This window comes from Cellulophaga omnivescoria (assembly GCF_001999725.1).
Lineage (GTDB): Bacteria > Bacteroidota > Bacteroidia > Flavobacteriales > Flavobacteriaceae > Cellulophaga > Cellulophaga omnivescoria.
Genome location: NZ_MDDP01000048.1, coordinates 82,801 through 100,374, shown reverse-complemented (window position 1 = coordinate 100,374; position 17,574 = coordinate 82,801). Strand labels below are relative to the sequence as shown.

Sequence of the window (17,574 nt, the reverse complement as noted above, 5' to 3'; positions counted from 1 at the left end):
TTAAAACTTTAAATCGTCTACATCATTATAATGTACTTTTTGTTTAATTGTACCTTTCTCTAAAACCAAAACAGCCGGATTAGAACGAACTACTGTTTTTAACGCAGTTTCATCAGTAAAATAAAAACTAAAATCTAGATTGTATTTTTTTACAATTTGACTAGATAAATCATTGTTAGAAGCAGACATACCAATAACTTTATATCCTTTAGCTATAGCTTTGTCTGTAACTGTTTTTATTGCCGTAAAAGCATCATAATCACTTTTTGCCAAATCATAAGCAATTACCATAACCAATTTATTTTCTTGCAATAAAGAAGAAGCAAAATCTTCACCATCTTTTTCAATTGTAAAATCGTGTATAGGCGGCTCGTACCCTTTTTGTACTTCTGTAGTTTCTACACTTAAATACTCACCATCTACACTTGGGTAATCTCCTTGAGTAACGTATATTTTTTCTTCACCGTTTACATTAAATTTCCATTCATAATCAAAAATAGGTTGTGGCGCACCTTCTGGTACAGACATACCTTCTTCTATATTAGCACCAATTTTATAAGGTCTAAAATCTTTAACAGGCAAATGGTTAAGTACATAGTTTGCAAATAACACACACGCAAGTAAGCCTAGTAAAACAACACCTCTCCTAATATTAAAATTAAAAAGTGGTTTAATATATTTTAACCCTAAAACAAGAATTAAAATAAATACAAAAAGTATAATATCTTTTGTAAAAGACTCCCAAGGAGTAAGTTTTATTGCATCTCCAAAGCAACCACAATCTGTTACTTTATTAAAATAAGCAGAATAGAAAGTTAAAAAAGTAAAAAAGATAATCATCCCTAGTAAACTATATGCTGTAAACTTTGGTCTGTAACCAACCAAAAGCATAATGCCAAGCAATACTTCTACAATTACAACTACTATAGAGATTGATAAAGCGTGTGGCTCAAAAAAAGGCATATTTAAAACACCAACGCTAAAATATTCTTCTAATTTAAACGAAAAACCAACCGGATCGTTAAGTTTTATTAATCCGCTTATAATAAATAATATACCTACAAAAACCCTACTTACACCTACTAAAAACTTCATACAATAATTAAATTTTGAAAAATACTACTTAAAAGCACACCAACGCAGCTTTTAACTTTTGCTTATAATTTTTACTCGTTTAAGTGAATTAGTGCAAAAACCGAATAATTAATTATGTCTTGGTAATTAGCATCTATACCCTCGCTAACTAGGGTTTTACCCTTATTATCTTCTATTTGTTTAACACGTAACAACTTTTGTAAAATAAGATCTGTTAAAGAGCTAACACGCATTTCTCTCCAAGCCTCACCATAATCGTGATTCTTATTTTCCATTAAGGTTTTTGTAATGGTAATATGTTTATTGTAAAGTTCTACAGCCTCAGCAACATCTAAATCTGGTTGTTCTACAATGCCTTTTTCAATTTGCACCAATGCCATAATAGCATAATTAATAATGCCAATAAATTCAGATTTTTCACCTTCATCTACCTTTCTAACATCGTTTTCTTGCAAACCACGTATACGTTGTGCTTTTATATAAATTTGGTCTGTTAAAGACGGTAAACGTAAAATACGCCAAGCACTACCGTAATCTTTCATTTTTTTTTGAAATAGCTCACGGCACTCTTTTATAACCGCATCATATTGTTCCGATGTATTCTGCATTTATCTTGTGTAATTTGTGTAAATTTCGCTTAAAATTTTGAACTAATCAAAAGTAAGGGTTTTATCTTAAATCATTTATTTTTTAGAAGTCGATAAAAATCATTTTAACACACAGTATGACAATTAATTGCAACGGAAATTTAATAGACCTATCTACACCTAAGGTAATGGGGATATTAAACCTAACGCCAGACTCTTTTTATGACGGCGGAAGCTATAAAGATGAAAACGACATTGTAACCAAGGTTGATAAAATGCTTGCAGATGGCGCTACTTTTATAGATGTTGGTGCGTATAGCTCTAGACCAAATGCAACTAACATCTCTGTTGATGAGGAAATTAACCGTATTGTACCAGTTATAAAACTACTTGTTAAAAAGTTTCCTGGTATTTTACTTTCTATTGATACTTTTAGGAGTGCTGTTGCTAAAGCGTGTTTAGAAAATGGAGCTGCATTAATTAACGATATTTCTGCTGGTGCTTTAGATGATAAAATGATGAGCGTAATTGCAGAATACAAAGTGCCTTATATTATGATGCATATGCGTGGTACTCCAGAAACTATGCAACAACTAACAGAATATACCAATGTGACTTTAGATATAAAACAGTATTTTGCTAAAAAACTTGCCCAAGCAAGAGCTTTAGGTATTATAGACTTAGTAGTTGATCCTGGTTTTGGTTTTGCAAAAACTACAGAACAAAACTTTAATATTTTACAAAACTTAGACCTTTTTAAAACAATGAATGTACCTATACTTGCAGGTATTAGCAGAAAATCTATGATTTATAAAACTTTAGACACCACTGCTAATAATGCTCTAAATGGTACAACTGCACTAAACACTATTGCTTTAACAAAAGGAGCTAATATTTTAAGAGTACATGATGTTAAGGAGGCTATAGAATGTATTACTCTTTATACTGCTTTACAGTTAAATGAAACCTTATAATTTAATTACTCATTTTTTTTATAATTTTACAAAAACCCTTTTACTTGGATTTTCTAAATTTTCTTGATTTTAAAATAACAGATATTATAGACATTATATTGGTGGCTGTACTACTCTACTACATATATAAGCTAGTACGTGGCTCTGTTGCTATTAATATTTTTATAGGTATTGTAATTGTTTGGGCACTTTGGAAACTTACCGAATTGCTAGATATGAAAATGATTAGCAGTATGGTTGGCGGGTTTATGAACATTGGCTTAATTGCTTTAATTATTGTTTTTCAGCAGGAGTTGCGTAAGTTTTTGCTAATGATAGGTTCTACTAATTTTGCCACAAAACGTAATTTTATAAAACACTTTAAATTTTTAAAACAAGAAGCTATGACTACAGATACCAATGTAGAAGCCATAGTGAATGCTTGTGATAAAATGGGTAAATCTAAAACAGGAGCATTGCTTGTTTTAGAACGCACTAACTCCTTAGATTTTGTTAAAAGTACTGGAGATAAAATGAATATTGAAATTACCCAACCTATATTAGAAAGTATTTTTTATAAAAATAGTCCGTTACATGATGGTGCTGCCATAGTAGAAAACAATACCATTGTTGCTACCAGAGTAATACTACCAGTTTCGCAAGAGCGTACCATACCATTACGTTTTGGATTAAGACATAGAGCTGCAGTTGGTATTACAGAAAAAACCGATAGTTTAGCACTTGTTGTTAGTGAAGAAACTGGCACCATATCTTACATAAAAAACGGAGAGTTTGTACTTTACAAAGATTTAGACGAACTTACGAGTCTTATTAAAGAGGACTTAATATCTTAAAATGAATTGTAAAAATTGTGCAAATAGTCTACAAACAGACTATTCTTTTTGTCCAGATTGTGGTGCAAAAGTTATTAGAAATAGACTTACTATTAAAAATTTACTTAGTGACATTACAGAGCGCTACTTTAACCTAGACAATACTTTTTTACGCACTTTTTTACATTTATTTACAAAACCTGATATTGTTATAAATGGTTATGTAAATGGCACAAGAAGAAAATACGTTAACCCCATTAGCTATTTTGGTATTGCACTAATGTTAGCTGGTTTTTTAATGTTTTTTATGCGCAAGGTTTTTGATTTTGAAATGGATTTTGATGCTTTTAACCAAGGAATGAATCCTGAGTTTACTAAAAAAATGACAGATGTACTGTATGATTACTCCTCCTTATTTTTTATAAGCTACATACCTGTTTTTTTAATTGTAGGACTCATTACATTAAACAAAAGAAAACACATACTAGCAGAATATACTATTAGTGTAATTTATAGTTTAGCTCAATGGAGTATTTTATCTTTTTTTACAAGTATGCTCGTGATTAGTTCTTTTCCACAATACTATTCTGACTATAGCTTACTGCTAACCCTATTTTTAATTTTATATTTTATTTACGTACAACAAAAGTTAAATAAGTACTCTGCTTGGCAAATAACTTACAAATCAGTGTTATTTATAGGAATACTATCTACTATATTCATAGGAACAGTAACTTTTATAATGATAGTTGCTATGGTTACAGGCCATTTTAATCCTGCAGATTTTGTTCCTGCTAAATAATTTAAGCTACATCTTCTGCTACAAACTGTGCTTGATAAAGGTTGTAATAATAACCGCCTTTTTTAAGTAACTCTTTATGTGAACCGCTTTCTATAATATTACCTGCATCCATTACAATAATTTTGTCTGCTTTTTTAATAGTTGCCAAACGGTGTGCAATAACAATAGATGTTCTGCCTTGCGTAATTTTCTCCGTTGCCTTTTGTATTAATTGCTCTGAGTATGTATCTACAGAAGATGTAGCTTCATCTAAAATTAAAATACTTGGGTTACTTACATAAGCACGTAAAAAGGCTAGCAATTGGCGTTGTCCACTAGATAGCATTGTACCACGCTCTTTTACATTATACTGGTAATTATTAGGAAGACTTGTAATAAAATCGTGCACAGATATTTCTTGTGCTGCCTGAGTTATTGTGTCTAACGTTATATCTTCATTTTTTAAAGAAATGTTATTTTCTATGGTATCAGCAAATAAAAATACATCTTGCAATACAACCGCTATTTTATCTCTTAATGAGGCTAACTTGTAATCTTTAATATCTACACCATCAACCAAAATTTCACCAGAATTTATTTCATAAAAACGGTTTAGTAAATTTATAATGGTAGATTTTCCTGCTCCTGTAGCACCAACAATAGCTATTGTTTCACCAGCCTTTACATCAAAAGAAATACCGTGTAACACCTCTTCTCCTTCCACGTAACCAAAGTGTACATTTTTAAAAGATATATCTCCTTTTATTTCATCTTTTTCAAAAGACCCTTCGTTGGTAATAGTGTCCTTTTTATCTAAAATTGCAAATACCCTATTTGCAGCAACCATACCCATTTGTAATACATTAAACTTATCTGCTATTTGCCTTAATGGCCTAAACAACATTTGAGATAGTTGTATAAACATAAATATAGTACCTAACTCAGTAATATCATTATTTAATATAACACGCAAGCCACCATACCACACTATTAAACCAATGGCTACAGATGAAACAATTTCTGCAATTGGAAAAAAGATAGAGTTGTACCAAACTGTTTTTAACCAAGCATTTCTGTGCTTTTCATTTATTACTCTAAATTTTTCTTGTTCTACCTTTTCTCTGTTAAAAAACTGAACAATTTTCATTCCTGTTAAACGCTCTTGTACAAATGTGTTTAAGTTAGATACCTGTGCTCTTACATCTATAAAAGCAACTTTCATAGCTTTTTGAAAAACACGCGTTGCGTAAACTATTATTGGCATAATCGCAAAAACTATAAGTGCCAATTTCCAACTATAAAAAAGCATAACGCATGCAACTACAACCATTTTTAATAGGTCTGATACTATCATAAAAAAACCTTGACTAAAGATTTCTCCAATACGCTGTATATCTGTTACTGCTCGTGTTACTAGTAAACCTACTGATGAATTATCATAATATTTCATTTTAAAACTAAGCATATGCTTAAATAGTTTTATTCTAATATCTTTAATAACTGATTCTCCCAACCAATTTGCATAGTAAACAAAGGAAAGCTGACTTGTGACTTCTAACACCAAAACCACTAACATTAAAACAATAATGTTTAATAATAATCCTGAATCTTTATTTTCTAAAGCTGTATTAACAATTTGTCTTAATAAAACAGGACTTAAAACCGCAAATGCAGATAAAGATATTGCAGCTATTACTACACCATAAAAAGTTAGTTTATACGGTTTTGTAAACGTAAGCAATCGCTTTAACAATGTGTAGTCAAATGCTTTTCCTGATTCTTTTTTTGTATTAGCCATTATTTATATTGATAATATTATCTGGGTACAAAACCTGCGTTAAATATAATGCTTTTGCCGGTACAGAGGTTCCTGCCTCTGCCCTACTTTTACTAGCTAGTATAGTGTTTATATGGTTTATGCTAATTTTACCCGTTCCTACATCTAAAAGAGTACCAACTATGGCTCTTACCATATTACGCAAAAATCTATCTGCAGTAATTGTAAACACAAATTTATCCTCTTTTTGCTCCCATATAGCTTTTTTAACAGTACAATAATAGGTTTTAACATCTGTTTTAGATTTAGAAAAGCATTCAAAATCTTGTTTACCCAAAAGCAATTGTGCTGCACTATTCATTTTATCAAGATCTAGCTTTTGCCTAATAAAATGGGTTGTTGTTAATGAAAACGGGTCTTTTTGTGTACTAATAAAATACTCATACGTACGTTCTGTAGCATTAAATCTAGCATGAGCATCATCAGGAACCTCATAAATATTTTGCACTGCAATATCATCAGGTAAAAATGAATTTAGCCTACGCATTAAATCTTGTATATTAACTATTGGAGCAACATTAAAATGAGCATACATTTGCTTAGCGTGTACGCCTGCATCTGTTCTACCAGCTCCCATTAAAGAAATTTTTTCTTTTAAAAGCGTACTAAATGCTTTTTCTAACTCCTCTTGCACAGTATTAGCGTTTGGTTGTATTTGCCAACCATGGTATGCTGCTCCAAAGTATGAAAATGCTACAAAATATCTCAAATTGAATTCCTATTTTTGTAAACCACAAAGATACTTAATATAAGTAAGATTTTAGCAGACAGTAAACCGTATTACTTTAATTTTAAATTAAATTACGCTATTCTTCTTTTTTAATTTTATAACAACTAATTATTTAGAATGACAAAAATTTTATTACTGTCTGATACACACGGCCATATTGATGATGTAATTTTAAAATATGTTAAGCAAGCTGATGAAGTTTGGCACGCTGGCGATATTGGAAACTTAAATGTTACAGACAAAATTAAAAAATTAAAACCTTTAAGAGCCGTATACGGTAATATTGATGATGATAAAGCTAGACTAGAATTTCCGCTAGACAATAAATTTATGTGTGAAAAAGTGGCTGTTTGGATTACCCATATTGGCGGTTACCCAGATAAGTACAATGTGCGTATACGAGAGGAAATAAAAGTAAATTCTCCTAAAATTTTTATAAGCGGACATTCACACATTTTAAAAGTAATGTTTGATAAAAAATTAAATTTATTACATATGAATCCAGGTGCTTGCGGTAAACACGGTTTTCATCAAGTGCGTACAATGTTACGTTTTACTATAAATGGCGAAGACATTAAAGATTTAGAAGTTATAGAACTTGGTAAAAAATAATCTCTTCTTTCTTTAATTTAATAAAATTAATATGTTAAAAGTGTTAAAAAAACTACAATAACACACTGTTAACTACTTTAATCTTGTTAATCTTTCCTTATATTTACTAAACATACAGATTACAAACCTACATTATTAACCAAATATTTCCCCATATATATGATTAATAGCCCTAAAATCACTGTTGTAGATTTAGAGACCTATAAAGCAGACCCAACAATACAAAACATAAAGGATGCCTATAAAATTTGCATTATACACCCTAAAAGCAAATTACATTATCCTACACAAACAGTTACAATTAATAAAACAGCTTTGGTATTTACCAACCCGCTATTGGTTTATAATTGGGAACCTATATCTAAAGAGCAAATAGGCTATTCTTGCTTATTTAATCCAACGTTTTTAGCAGAAAACACAACCGATTTAGAAAAAAAATGTCCTATTTTTAAACTAGGTGCTAAAAATATTTTTTATGTAAATAAAGAGCAAGAACAAAATATTACAAACATTTACAAAAAAATACAATTAGAGTTAAATACGAATTACGTTAATAAAGAAGCTGTTGCCAGTAACTATATAAGTCTACTAATTCATGAAGCTTTAAAACTAGAACCAGAATCTGCTAATGTTGAGATTAAATGTGCAGCATCTAGAATTACATCTTTATTTTTTGAACAATTAAATAGACAATTTCCAATTAAGAATATTAACAACCCTATATTACTAAAAACACCTAAAGATTTTTCTGATAATTTGGCTGTACATATAAATCATTTAAATGATTCTGTAAAAAGCATAACAGGCAAATCTACATCTACACACATAAAAGAAAAAATTACTGCAGAAGCAGAAAATATGCTTTACAATACCAATTTAAACATATCAGAAATTGCATATTGCTTAGGTTTTAAATACCCTAACAACTTTAGTTCATTTTTTAAAAGTAATACCGGTAAGTCTCCTTTAGAGTACAGAGCCGTAATTCTTTGATTTTTATATATTATGGTTTGATTTTGATACTTTTATACAGTAACCTATATATATATTTACAAAACCAAACCTAAATTTATAAATATATATGATTGATGAAACTCAGTTGATTGGTAAAAGTAAAACCGAAATTTTAAAACTCTTTGGATCTCCTACAAAAGGAGCAATTACAAATGTATGGACTTACAACACCACTGTAAATAATATTGAAAAGGAAATAACTATTTACTTTGACCCCGAAAATGGACAAGTAATATTGTTTGATAATATACAGTTATAACATAAAAAAACCCGGGAACAACCCCGGGTTTTACGCACTAATATAACTAAGATGTTAGGTTTAACGCAAACGATCAACAGATTTTACAAGATCCTCATCCTTTTTAATGAACCTATTGGCTAGCACTAAAAATACGATAGAAAATAGTGGAATCAACATCCCAATACCCTTCTCAGAAACAACAGTTTCTCCGGATAAGTTTAGTGATCGGGAAACGAAAAATCCTAGTATAAAAAGATTACATATCATATTCAATCTGTTTACCACAAATTGATTTTTTCTATTTTTAAACAATAAAATGGCAATAAAAGCCAAAATAGCAGACACATAAAAAGCTACAGAAATATACATTTCATCTTTAGCAAAAATAACTGTACCGTTATCTAATGTCCACAAACTAGCAAAAAAAGGAAGCACAGCTGCCAAAACAACTACTATTAATAAAAAAACAGTTTGTACTCTTTGTATCATTTATCTTTCTTTGAAAAAACAAAAATAGCGTCTTTTTAAGATTTATCAATGAAATATTAAAAATAATTTGTAATATTGCTACAGAATATTAGTAATATCGCTTACCGACAGGGACTTTCAAGTCCAAATAAGTACCCAAATTACACACTTCAAGATTTCATATTTTTCAACAAAGTATAACTTATTCAACATTACATGTTTGAGATTTCCGATTTAAAAGCAAAAAAGCTTCCTGAGTTACAGGATATTGCAAAAGGTTTAAATGTTCCTAAGTTTAAAACATTAAAAAAGCTAGATTTGGTTTACCAAATACTAGATGTACAAGCAGCAAACCCTAAAGCAGTAGAAGAAGTTGTTGTTAAAGAACCTAAAAAACCAGATGCAAAACCTGTTGCCAAAGCCAAACCTGCAGAAAAACCAAAACCACGCCCTGTTAAAAGAGAACGTGTTTTAAGAGAAAAACCAAAGCCAAAAGCTAAAGAAGTTACCACTACAGAAGAAACTACTAAAGAGCCTGTAGCTAAAAAAGTACCTTCTACAAAAAATACAAAACCTGCAGCTAGTCCAGAAAAAAAATCACCTCAAAGAAATTCACCACAACAAGGGCAGCAAAAAAATAACAATCAGCACAAAAATAAAAAACCACAGCACCAAAAAAATCAAAGAGATAAAAGTAACTTTGATAAGGACTTAAAAAACAGGTACAGAGAACCTGAATTTGAGTTTGACAGCATTATTGCCAGTGAAGGTGTATTGGATATTATGCAAGATGGTTATGGTTTTTTAAGATCGTCTGATTATAACTACCTTTCTTCTCCTGATGATATTTATGTATCACAATCACAAATTAGATTATTTGGATTAAAAACAGGAGATACGGTTTTAGGTAATGTGCGCCCTCCAAAAGAAGGCGAAAAGTACTTTCCACTAATTAAGGTAAATAAAATTAATGGTATAGACCCACAAGTTGTAAGAGACCGCGTGTCTTTTGAGCATTTAACACCATTATTTCCTCAAGAAAAATTTAACCTTGCAGACAAGCAAAGTAAAATTTCTACCAGAATTATAGATTTGTTTTCTCCAATTGGTAAAGGACAACGTGGTATGATTGTTGCCCAGCCAAAGACTGGTAAAACAATGCTATTAAAAGATATTGCAAACGCTATAGCTGCAAATCACCCAGAAGTTTATCAAATTATTTTATTGATAGATGAACGCCCAGAAGAGGTTACAGATATGCAACGTAATGTACGTGGTGAGGTTGTAGCGTCTACTTTTGATAAAGAAGCTGTAGAACATGTACGTGTTGCAAATATTGTTTTAGAAAAAGCGAAAAGACTAGTAGAATGTGGCCATGATGTTGTTATTTTACTAGATTCTATTACGCGTTTGGCAAGAGCATACAACACGGTACAACCTGCATCTGGTAAAGTATTAAGTGGTGGTGTAGATGCAAATGCACTACACAAACCAAAACGTTTCTTTGGTGCTGCACGTAATATAGAGAATGGTGGTTCTTTATCCATTATTGCAACCGCACTAACTGAAACAGGCTCTAAAATGGATGAAGTAATCTTTGAAGAATTTAAAGGTACTGGTAATATGGAACTTCAGTTAGACCGTAAAATATCTAACAGAAGAATATTCCCTGCAATTGACCTTACATCTTCTAGTACCCGTAGAGATGATCTGTTACTAGATGACAACACAATACAACGTATGTGGATTTTACGTAAATACTTAGCCGATATGAACCCTGTTGAAGCTATGGAGTTTATAGAACAACGTATTAAACAAACTAAAAATAACGAAGAGTTTTTATTGACAATGAATCAATAACAAAAACCTCTATTCTATAATAAAAAATCCTACTAATTAATTTTAGTAGGATTTTTTATTATTTGATTTTCAGAATACTATAAAAAAGTGACTATATTTATGCGACCTTAAAATCCAATAGTTATGACCACCAACAAAAAAGCATTTTATTTTATTTTACCCTTAGCATTACTTATTGTTAGCAACTGCAATAATCCTAAAGAGCAAAAGAAAGAACATCCAGAGCCTGTTAAAGAAGTAAAACCTCCTACACAAATAATTACCACCAAAAAGGCTCAAACTCTTTTTGATGACTACTCCAAAAGAAGAGCTACCCTCATTAAAGATTTTGAAGACAATGAAGTAGACCCTAACTCCTCTTTTGATGTTGCCAGATATGGCTATTACGATCTTATAACCTTAAAAAACTACATTGCTTTTATAGAACAAGAAGCAAAAAAAGCAAATGTAGAAATTACCAACGTACGTTTTTATTTTGGAAATTACCCTAAGGATAGCAAATATAAACACCCAAGACAAAACACATTTTTTATAGCACCTACTACCACAGTAAATGGTAAAGATTATCCATTTTCTGTAATTACAAATGGCAAAACATACAAGGCTAAAATTTTAAAAGATAATTTTTTATTACAGCCTTCTAAACAATCAACAACGGAAGAAGCATCTATTTTTCCAAAGATTTCATTTTTTAATGACGATGAAGAACAAAGTTTAATTCTTAATCATTCCAATATGGTTCCTCCTCCGTACTAGGATTAGTAAGTATACTTAGTTTCCAACAAAAAAAATGACATTAATAGATAATTTACTAGAAAATATAGCAGAGCCATTTTATGCAATAACACTAGTTATTGCATTGTGGCGCTATCCAAATTACTATAATACATATTTAAAATATTTTCCAATACTAATTGCCTACACTCTTTTAAACGAGGTTTTAGGATTTTTAATTAGCTCTTATCCAGATTTATTTAATATATCAATCAATAAATTCTATACTAAAAACAATATTTTACTTTACAATATTTACGATATAATTTATTTTCTTTATTTTCTATACATCTACAAACTATACTTAGAAAAAAAGACTTTAAAAATAGTAACCACAACAGTTATTATTCTCTTCTGCTGTATTAGTATTTTAAATATATTTTATCAAGATATACAACTAGAAAGCCATGTACTCACCCATTCATTTGGATGTTTTTTTCTAATATTAATTACCTTAGTCTACCTAAATCAAATAGATTGGCATCAAAATAAAAAAGACCCAACAAAAAATTTCTTATTTTGGTTAAGCTGGGGCTTACTTTTGTTCCACACAGGGTTTCTCCCTATAAGACTATCTTATTATTTTAGAATAATACAAAACCAAGAAAGCTATATTTTTATTAGAAGATTGCATTTGTTTTTAATACCCTTAATGTATTGTTGCTTTATTATTGGCTTTATTAAAATGAGGCGTAAATTAATAAAAGAATAAAGTATAATAACAAATACTGTATATTAATTTAATAAACATACTTTTAAATCTTTAGATAAACTAAAAAAGCGCTCTTAAAAAAGAGCGCTTTTACTATTTTTACTAAAAAAAGTATAGCTTATAAAGCTGCTACTTGCTTAGTTAATTTACTTTTTAGGTTAGATGCTTTGTTAGCGTGTATAATATTACGCTTAGCTAACTTGTCTAACATACTAATAACTGTAGGCAACATAGTTTCGGCAGATTTCTTATCCTCCTCAGCACGTAACTTTCTCAATGCATTACGCATTGTTTTGTGTTGGTACTTGTTACGTACACGCGCTGCTTCGTTTCTTCTTATTCTTTTTAATGCTGACTTGTGATTTGCCATTTTATTTTTGTTATTATGTTTTTAACGGGCTTCCACCCAAAAATTGTAGTCCGTAGGGGAATCGAACCCCTGTTACCAGGATGAAAACCTGGCGTCCTAACCCCTAGACGAACGGACCATTATTACTATTTGTATAGTGGAGTGCAAAATAAAGAAAACTTTATTTAATTTCAAAACTATACTTCATTTAAGAACTTGTAGTCCGTAGGGGAATCGAACCCCTGTTACCAGGATGAAAACCTGGCGTCCTAACCCCTAGACGAACGGACCATTAACTTTTTGCGTATTGCGGATGCAAAAATACAACTATTTTTAATTATTGCAACACCTAAGTCAATTTTTTTTTAAAATTAATATGCTTTTGCAAATAACACCCTGTTTTTAGAGGGTTTATCAGTTAGCATACAACTCCCATTTTCTTCTTTTGCATCCATAGGAATACATCTTATGGTTGCTTTTGTCTCATTTTTAATCTTTTCTTCTGTCTCTGCCGTACCATCCCAATGTGCAGATATAAATCCACCTTTGCTTTCTAAAACTTCCTTAAACTCATCATAAGAGTTTACTTCTGTAATATGGTTGGCTCTGTAGTCTGCTGCTTTCTTGTAAATATTTTTTTGAATATCATCTAACAAAAATTCAATTTTAGCAACCACTTCATCTGCGTTAACTATTTGCTTTTCTAAAGTATCTCTACGTGCTATTTCAAATGTTCCGTTTTCTAAGTCTCTTTTTCCTATGGCTATACGTACAGGAACACCTTTTAACTCATACTCGTTAAATTTAAATCCAGGTTTGTGTGTATCCCTGTTATCAAACTTAACAGATATCCCTTTAGCTTTAAGTTCCTTTACTAACGGATTTACTTTTTCAGAAATAGCATCTAATTGTTCATCTCCTTTATAAATTGGAACAATTACAACTTGTATTGGCGCTAATTTAGGAGGTAAAACCAGCCCATTATCATCACTATGCGTCATTACTAAAGCTCCCATTAAACGTGTAGACACTCCCCAAGAAGTAGCCCAAACGTATTCTTGCTTTCCTTCTTTTGATGCAAATTTAACATCAAAAGCTTTTGCAAAATTTTGTCCTAAAAAGTGAGACGTACCCGCTTGTAATGCTTTGCCATCCTGCATTAAGGCTTCTATACAATATGTTTCTACAGCTCCGGCAAAGCGTTCGCTTGGAGTTTTTAAGCCTTTAATTACAGGTACTGCCATAAAGTCTTGAGCAAAATCAGCATATACATCCATCATTTGTTCTGCTTCTGCTATGGCTTCTTGTTCTGTAGCGTGTGCCGTATGTCCTTCTTGCCAAAGAAACTCTGCTGTACGCAAAAATAACCTTGTTCTCATTTCCCAGCGTACAACATTAGCCCATTGGTTTATTAATAATGGTAAATCTCTGTAAGACTGTATCCAACCTTTATATGTATTCCAAATAATAGCCTCACTAGTTGGGCGCACTACTAACTCCTCCTCTAACTTTGCATTAGGGTCTACTCTTAATTTCCCTGGTTTATCAGGATCATTTTGCAATCTGTAGTGTGTAACAACAGCACATTCTTTCGCAAAGCCTTCTGCATTTTTTTCTTCGGCTTCAAACAAACTCTTAGGAACAAATAAAGGAAAGTATGCATTTTCATGACCTGTTTCTTTAAACATTCTATCTAGCTCTGCTTGCATTTTTTCCCATATAGCATATCCGTAAGGCTTTATAACCATACATCCACGAACAGCTGAATTTTCAGCAAGATCTGCTTTTACAACTAGTTCATTATACCATTTGGAATAATCTTCGGCTCTTTTAGTTAACTTCTTGCTCATTATTAGTAGTTTGGCACAAATATTGTGTTTTTATCAATAAATAAATTATAGTTCGACAAAACTAACTATTTTTACATTGTACAACAATTAAATTTAATATGATGATACATTCCCAATCCATCCAGAAAATAAAAAAAGTTGCATTTAGCATCTTAGTTGGCTCATTAATTGTTTCTTGTGGTTCTTACCAAGAAGCATCTTATTATGACAATGATGGTATATACTCTACCAACACAACACAAACTGTAGAACAAGCTCCTGCAAATAACAATAGTGAATACCAAGACTTTTTTGGTGAACAAGCTAATGATTATAATGCTCTGTTAGATGGAGAAGTCTTTACAGATGTAGATAGCTATTATAGTGATGTGCAAGAAGGAGATGTAGAAAACAATTATAACGGAAATCCAGGTTGGGGAGATAATGCTACGCAAGTAAGTATTAACATTCATGATAACGGATGGGGAAACTTTGGTGGTTTTTATGACCCTTGGGGATATGGATATGGCGGATTTGGGTTTTACAACAACTGGGGAAGTCCTTATTGGGGATGGAACAACTGGAGATATAGAGGCTACAGCAGATTTGGCTGGGGCTGGGATGGTTTTGGTTATGGATATGGTTTTGGATGGGGAAATCCTTACTATTACAACCGAAGGTTTTACAATCCTTATTACAATAGATACTATAACAATTACGGAAGAAATTCATATGCATTTAACAACAGCAGAAGAGGTCGTTATGACAACATAATTTACGGTAATAGTAGATATGCTTATTCTCGCTCTGGAAGATCTAACGTAAATACAGGTATATCTAGATCTAATGTTAGTTACAGATCTGGGAAATCTGCAGCATCATCTAGAACAAGTACTACTTACAGATCATCTAATACTTATAGTAACAGGTCTAATGTTAGTGTAGATGGTATAGATCGTAATAGATCATATAGAACTAGTCGTACTACCAGAACACAACCAACATACAGTAACTCTAGAACTAATACTTATAACAGAGGAAACACGTATAGCAGAAGTAGCAATAGTAGTTCTACTAGACCAACAACTACTAGAACAACAAGATCATCTAGATCCAGCTCTACCTACTCTAGGCCATCTTCTTCTTCAAGAAGTTCTGGAACATACAGAAGTTCTGGAAGTAGCTCAAGAAGTTCGGGCACAACAACAAGGAGTAGTAGCTCTTCTAGATCTTCATCTGCACGAAGTTCTTCTTCTAGCAGCAGGTCATCTTCTGGCAGCAGCAGTAGATCTTCTGGAGGTAGATCTTCAGGTAGAGGTAGATAATACTTTATTACTTTAAATATAAAAACTAATTATAAAACTCAAAGGATGAAAAATTATATCGCCTTAGCGTTTGGCTTGGTATGTACTATTGCTAGTGCACAAAATATAAACGATGTACTACAATATAACCAACAAAACCTTATTGGTACAGCTCGCTACCAAGGTATGAGTGGTGCTTTTGGAGCATTAGGTGGAGATTTGTCTGCTCTAAACACAAATCCCGCTGGTGCAGCAGTTTTTAACAATCATTTATTTTCTGCAACGCTATCTAATTACAATAAGAGTAATGATGCAAATTATTTTAGAACCAACAGAGAGGCTACAAGAAACGACCTAGAAATTAATCAGGTAGGTGGTGTAATGGTATTTAGATCTAATAACTCTGATTGGAAAAAAATTGCCATTGCTGCAAATTATGATTTGGTTCAGAATTTTGATAATAATTTTTCTATATCTGGTGTTAGCAACCAAGGTATAGATCAGTATTTTTTAAGTTACGCTAATGGAGTACCCTTTGGACCTTTATTAAAAAGAGACGGAGAATACCTAGAAGAAGCTTATTTAGATATTGGAAGAAACTTAGGTTTTGTAGATCAGCAAGCTTTTTTAGGTTACTACGGAGGTATTATAGACCCTGTAGACGAGGCTAACGACAATAACATAGACTATGTAAGCAATGCAAATTACAATACTGTTAATCAAGACTATTTTGAAAATACTACAGGATATAACAGTAAATTTATTTTAGATTTTGCCACCCAATACCAAGACAATTTATATTTAGGTGCATCTTTAAATTTTCATAGCATAAACTATGACAAGTACACAGAATTTACAGAAACTGGTTACACTGTAGGCACAGACATAACCAGAACTACTTTTGACAATTATTTACACACAGAAGGTAATGGATTTTCATTTGCATTGGGTGCTATTGCTAAGTTAAACGATATGGTAAGAGTTGGTGCCAGTTATGAGTCTCCTACTTGGTACAGATTAACAGATGATACATCACAACGTATTTCTTCTGATTTGGCTGATGATGACATAAATTATATAAATTTTGACATTATAAATGTATATGAAAGATACACTATAAAAACACCTAGTAAAGTTACTGGTAGTTTAGCTGTTGTATTTGGAAAAGATGGTTTATTGAGTTTAGACTACGGCTTTCAGGATATGAGTCAGGCTGAAATTAAACCTACTAACGATCCTGGTTTTGCTGCTGCAAATGATGAAATATCTAACGAATTAGGAACTGTTTCTACAGTTAGACTTGGAGGGGAATACAGAATTAAAGATATTAGTTTAAGAGCTGGATACAGGTATGAACAAAGTCCGTATGAAGATGAATATACAATTGGTGATTTAAACGGATTTTCTTTAGGTTTTGGTTACTCATTTGGACCTAACAGACTAGATATAGCTTATAATAGAACAGAGCAAGATGTAAATAAACAACTATTTAATGCAGGCTTAACAACACCAGCCTTAGTAAATGTAGCAAACACAAATGTAACTATAGGTTACACTGTAAACTTTTAAAGTTTACCACAATTATACAACTAAAA

The 17,574-nt window shown here is 31.5% G+C and carries 18 protein-coding genes and 2 tRNA genes; 11 read left to right on the top strand and 9 right to left on the bottom strand.

Going from position 1 to position 17,574, the window contains the following annotated elements; translation table 11 throughout:
• Both BFJ87_RS14720 and BFJ87_RS14715 read right to left on the bottom strand, forming a co-directional pair.
• Complete coding sequence (locus BFJ87_RS14720) at positions 1-1,095, bottom strand: BT_3928 family protein (protein WP_077406286.1); 1,095 nt, start codon at positions 1,093-1,095, stop codon at positions 1-3.
• Between the two features lie 71 nt (positions 1,096-1,166).
• Complete coding sequence (locus BFJ87_RS14715; protein ID WP_077406283.1) at positions 1,167-1,703, bottom strand: DUF1599 domain-containing protein; 537 nt, start codon at positions 1,701-1,703, stop codon at positions 1,167-1,169.
• A gap of 116 nt (positions 1,704-1,819) precedes the next feature.
• Between BFJ87_RS14715 and folP the strand changes: the two genes are divergently transcribed.
• The 3 genes from folP to BFJ87_RS14700 are packed head-to-tail and all read left to right on the top strand — an operon-like array spanning position 1,820 to position 4,270.
• The gene (gene folP, locus BFJ87_RS14710) at positions 1,820-2,656 is read left to right on the top strand and encodes a dihydropteroate synthase (RefSeq protein ID WP_077406280.1); all 837 of its coding nucleotides are present in this window, start codon (positions 1,820-1,822) and stop codon (positions 2,654-2,656) included.
• 44 nt (positions 2,657-2,700) lie between these two features.
• Positions 2,701-3,489: a diadenylate cyclase CdaA gene (cdaA, locus tag BFJ87_RS14705; RefSeq protein WP_077406277.1), complete on the top strand. Its 789-nt coding sequence runs from the start codon at positions 2,701-2,703 to the stop codon at positions 3,487-3,489.
• Between the two features lies 1 nt (position 3,490).
• Positions 3,491-4,270 (top strand): DUF3667 domain-containing protein, encoded by a 780-nt coding sequence (locus BFJ87_RS14700; protein WP_077406274.1) that lies wholly within the window; start codon positions 3,491-3,493, stop codon positions 4,268-4,270.
• A gap of 1 nt (position 4,271) precedes the next feature.
• Here the strand turns inward: BFJ87_RS14700 and BFJ87_RS14695 are convergent, their stop codons facing one another.
• Both BFJ87_RS14695 and truA read right to left on the bottom strand, forming a co-directional pair.
• On the bottom strand, positions 4,272-6,047 hold the full coding sequence (locus BFJ87_RS14695; protein WP_077406271.1) for an ABC transporter ATP-binding protein: 1,776 nt from the start codon (positions 6,045-6,047) through the stop codon (positions 4,272-4,274).
• Positions 6,040-6,795 (bottom strand): tRNA pseudouridine(38-40) synthase TruA, encoded by a 756-nt coding sequence (truA, locus tag BFJ87_RS14690; RefSeq protein ID WP_077406269.1) that lies wholly within the window; start codon positions 6,793-6,795, stop codon positions 6,040-6,042. The genes BFJ87_RS14695 and truA overlap by 8 nt, the downstream gene beginning before the upstream one ends.
• Positions 6,796-6,933: 138 nt before the next feature.
• On the opposite strand from truA, the gene BFJ87_RS14685 reads away from it, so the two are divergent.
• The 3 genes from BFJ87_RS14685 (at position 6,934) to BFJ87_RS14675 (ending at position 8,701) form a co-directional block, all read left to right on the top strand.
• The gene (locus tag BFJ87_RS14685; protein WP_077406266.1) at positions 6,934-7,428 is read left to right on the top strand and encodes a metallophosphoesterase family protein; all 495 of its coding nucleotides are present in this window, start codon (positions 6,934-6,936) and stop codon (positions 7,426-7,428) included.
• 159 nt (positions 7,429-7,587) lie between these two features.
• The gene (locus BFJ87_RS14680; protein WP_077406263.1) at positions 7,588-8,421 is read left to right on the top strand and encodes a helix-turn-helix domain-containing protein; all 834 of its coding nucleotides are present in this window, start codon (positions 7,588-7,590) and stop codon (positions 8,419-8,421) included.
• An 88-nt stretch (positions 8,422-8,509) separates the two neighbouring features.
• Positions 8,510-8,701, top strand: a complete 192-nt coding sequence (locus BFJ87_RS14675; RefSeq protein ID WP_077406260.1) for a hypothetical protein — start codon at positions 8,510-8,512, stop codon at positions 8,699-8,701.
• A 60-nt stretch (positions 8,702-8,761) separates the two neighbouring features.
• Here BFJ87_RS14675 and BFJ87_RS14670 read toward each other — a convergent pair whose 3' ends face one another.
• Positions 8,762-9,172 (bottom strand): DUF4293 domain-containing protein, encoded by a 411-nt coding sequence (locus BFJ87_RS14670; protein WP_077406257.1) that lies wholly within the window; start codon positions 9,170-9,172, stop codon positions 8,762-8,764.
• Between the two features lie 195 nt (positions 9,173-9,367).
• On the opposite strand from BFJ87_RS14670, the gene rho reads away from it, so the two are divergent.
• From rho to BFJ87_RS14655, 3 genes are all read left to right on the top strand, one after another.
• Positions 9,368-11,011, top strand: coding sequence for a transcription termination factor Rho (gene rho / locus BFJ87_RS14665; protein ID WP_077406254.1), 1,644 nt, complete (start codon positions 9,368-9,370; stop codon positions 11,009-11,011).
• A gap of 123 nt (positions 11,012-11,134) precedes the next feature.
• The gene (locus BFJ87_RS14660; RefSeq protein ID WP_077406251.1) at positions 11,135-11,767 is read left to right on the top strand and encodes a hypothetical protein; all 633 of its coding nucleotides are present in this window, start codon (positions 11,135-11,137) and stop codon (positions 11,765-11,767) included.
• 34 nt (positions 11,768-11,801) lie between these two features.
• Positions 11,802-12,497, top strand: coding sequence for a hypothetical protein (locus BFJ87_RS14655; protein WP_077406248.1), 696 nt, complete (start codon positions 11,802-11,804; stop codon positions 12,495-12,497).
• A gap of 118 nt (positions 12,498-12,615) precedes the next feature.
• Here the strand turns inward: BFJ87_RS14655 and rpsT are convergent, their stop codons facing one another.
• From rpsT to proS, 4 genes are all read right to left on the bottom strand, one after another.
• Positions 12,616-12,867: a 30S ribosomal protein S20 gene (gene rpsT, locus BFJ87_RS14650; protein ID WP_013621871.1), complete on the bottom strand. Its 252-nt coding sequence runs from the start codon at positions 12,865-12,867 to the stop codon at positions 12,616-12,618.
• A 46-nt stretch (positions 12,868-12,913) separates the two neighbouring features.
• A tRNA-Glu gene (locus BFJ87_RS14645) sits at positions 12,914-12,985 on the bottom strand.
• Positions 12,986-13,065: 80 nt separating this feature from the next.
• A tRNA-Glu gene (locus BFJ87_RS14640) sits at positions 13,066-13,137 on the bottom strand.
• 80 nt (positions 13,138-13,217) lie between these two features.
• Complete coding sequence (proS, locus tag BFJ87_RS14635; protein ID WP_077406245.1) at positions 13,218-14,696, bottom strand: proline--tRNA ligase; 1,479 nt, start codon at positions 14,694-14,696, stop codon at positions 13,218-13,220.
• A 98-nt stretch (positions 14,697-14,794) separates the two neighbouring features.
• On the opposite strand from proS, the gene BFJ87_RS14630 reads away from it, so the two are divergent.
• On the top strand, positions 14,795-16,000 hold the full coding sequence (locus BFJ87_RS14630; RefSeq protein WP_139344261.1) for a hypothetical protein: 1,206 nt from the start codon (positions 14,795-14,797) through the stop codon (positions 15,998-16,000).
• A 45-nt stretch (positions 16,001-16,045) separates the two neighbouring features.
• The gene (locus tag BFJ87_RS14625; RefSeq protein ID WP_077406242.1) at positions 16,046-17,548 is read left to right on the top strand and encodes an OmpP1/FadL family transporter; all 1,503 of its coding nucleotides are present in this window, start codon (positions 16,046-16,048) and stop codon (positions 17,546-17,548) included.
• Positions 17,549-17,574 lie beyond the last annotated feature (26 nt).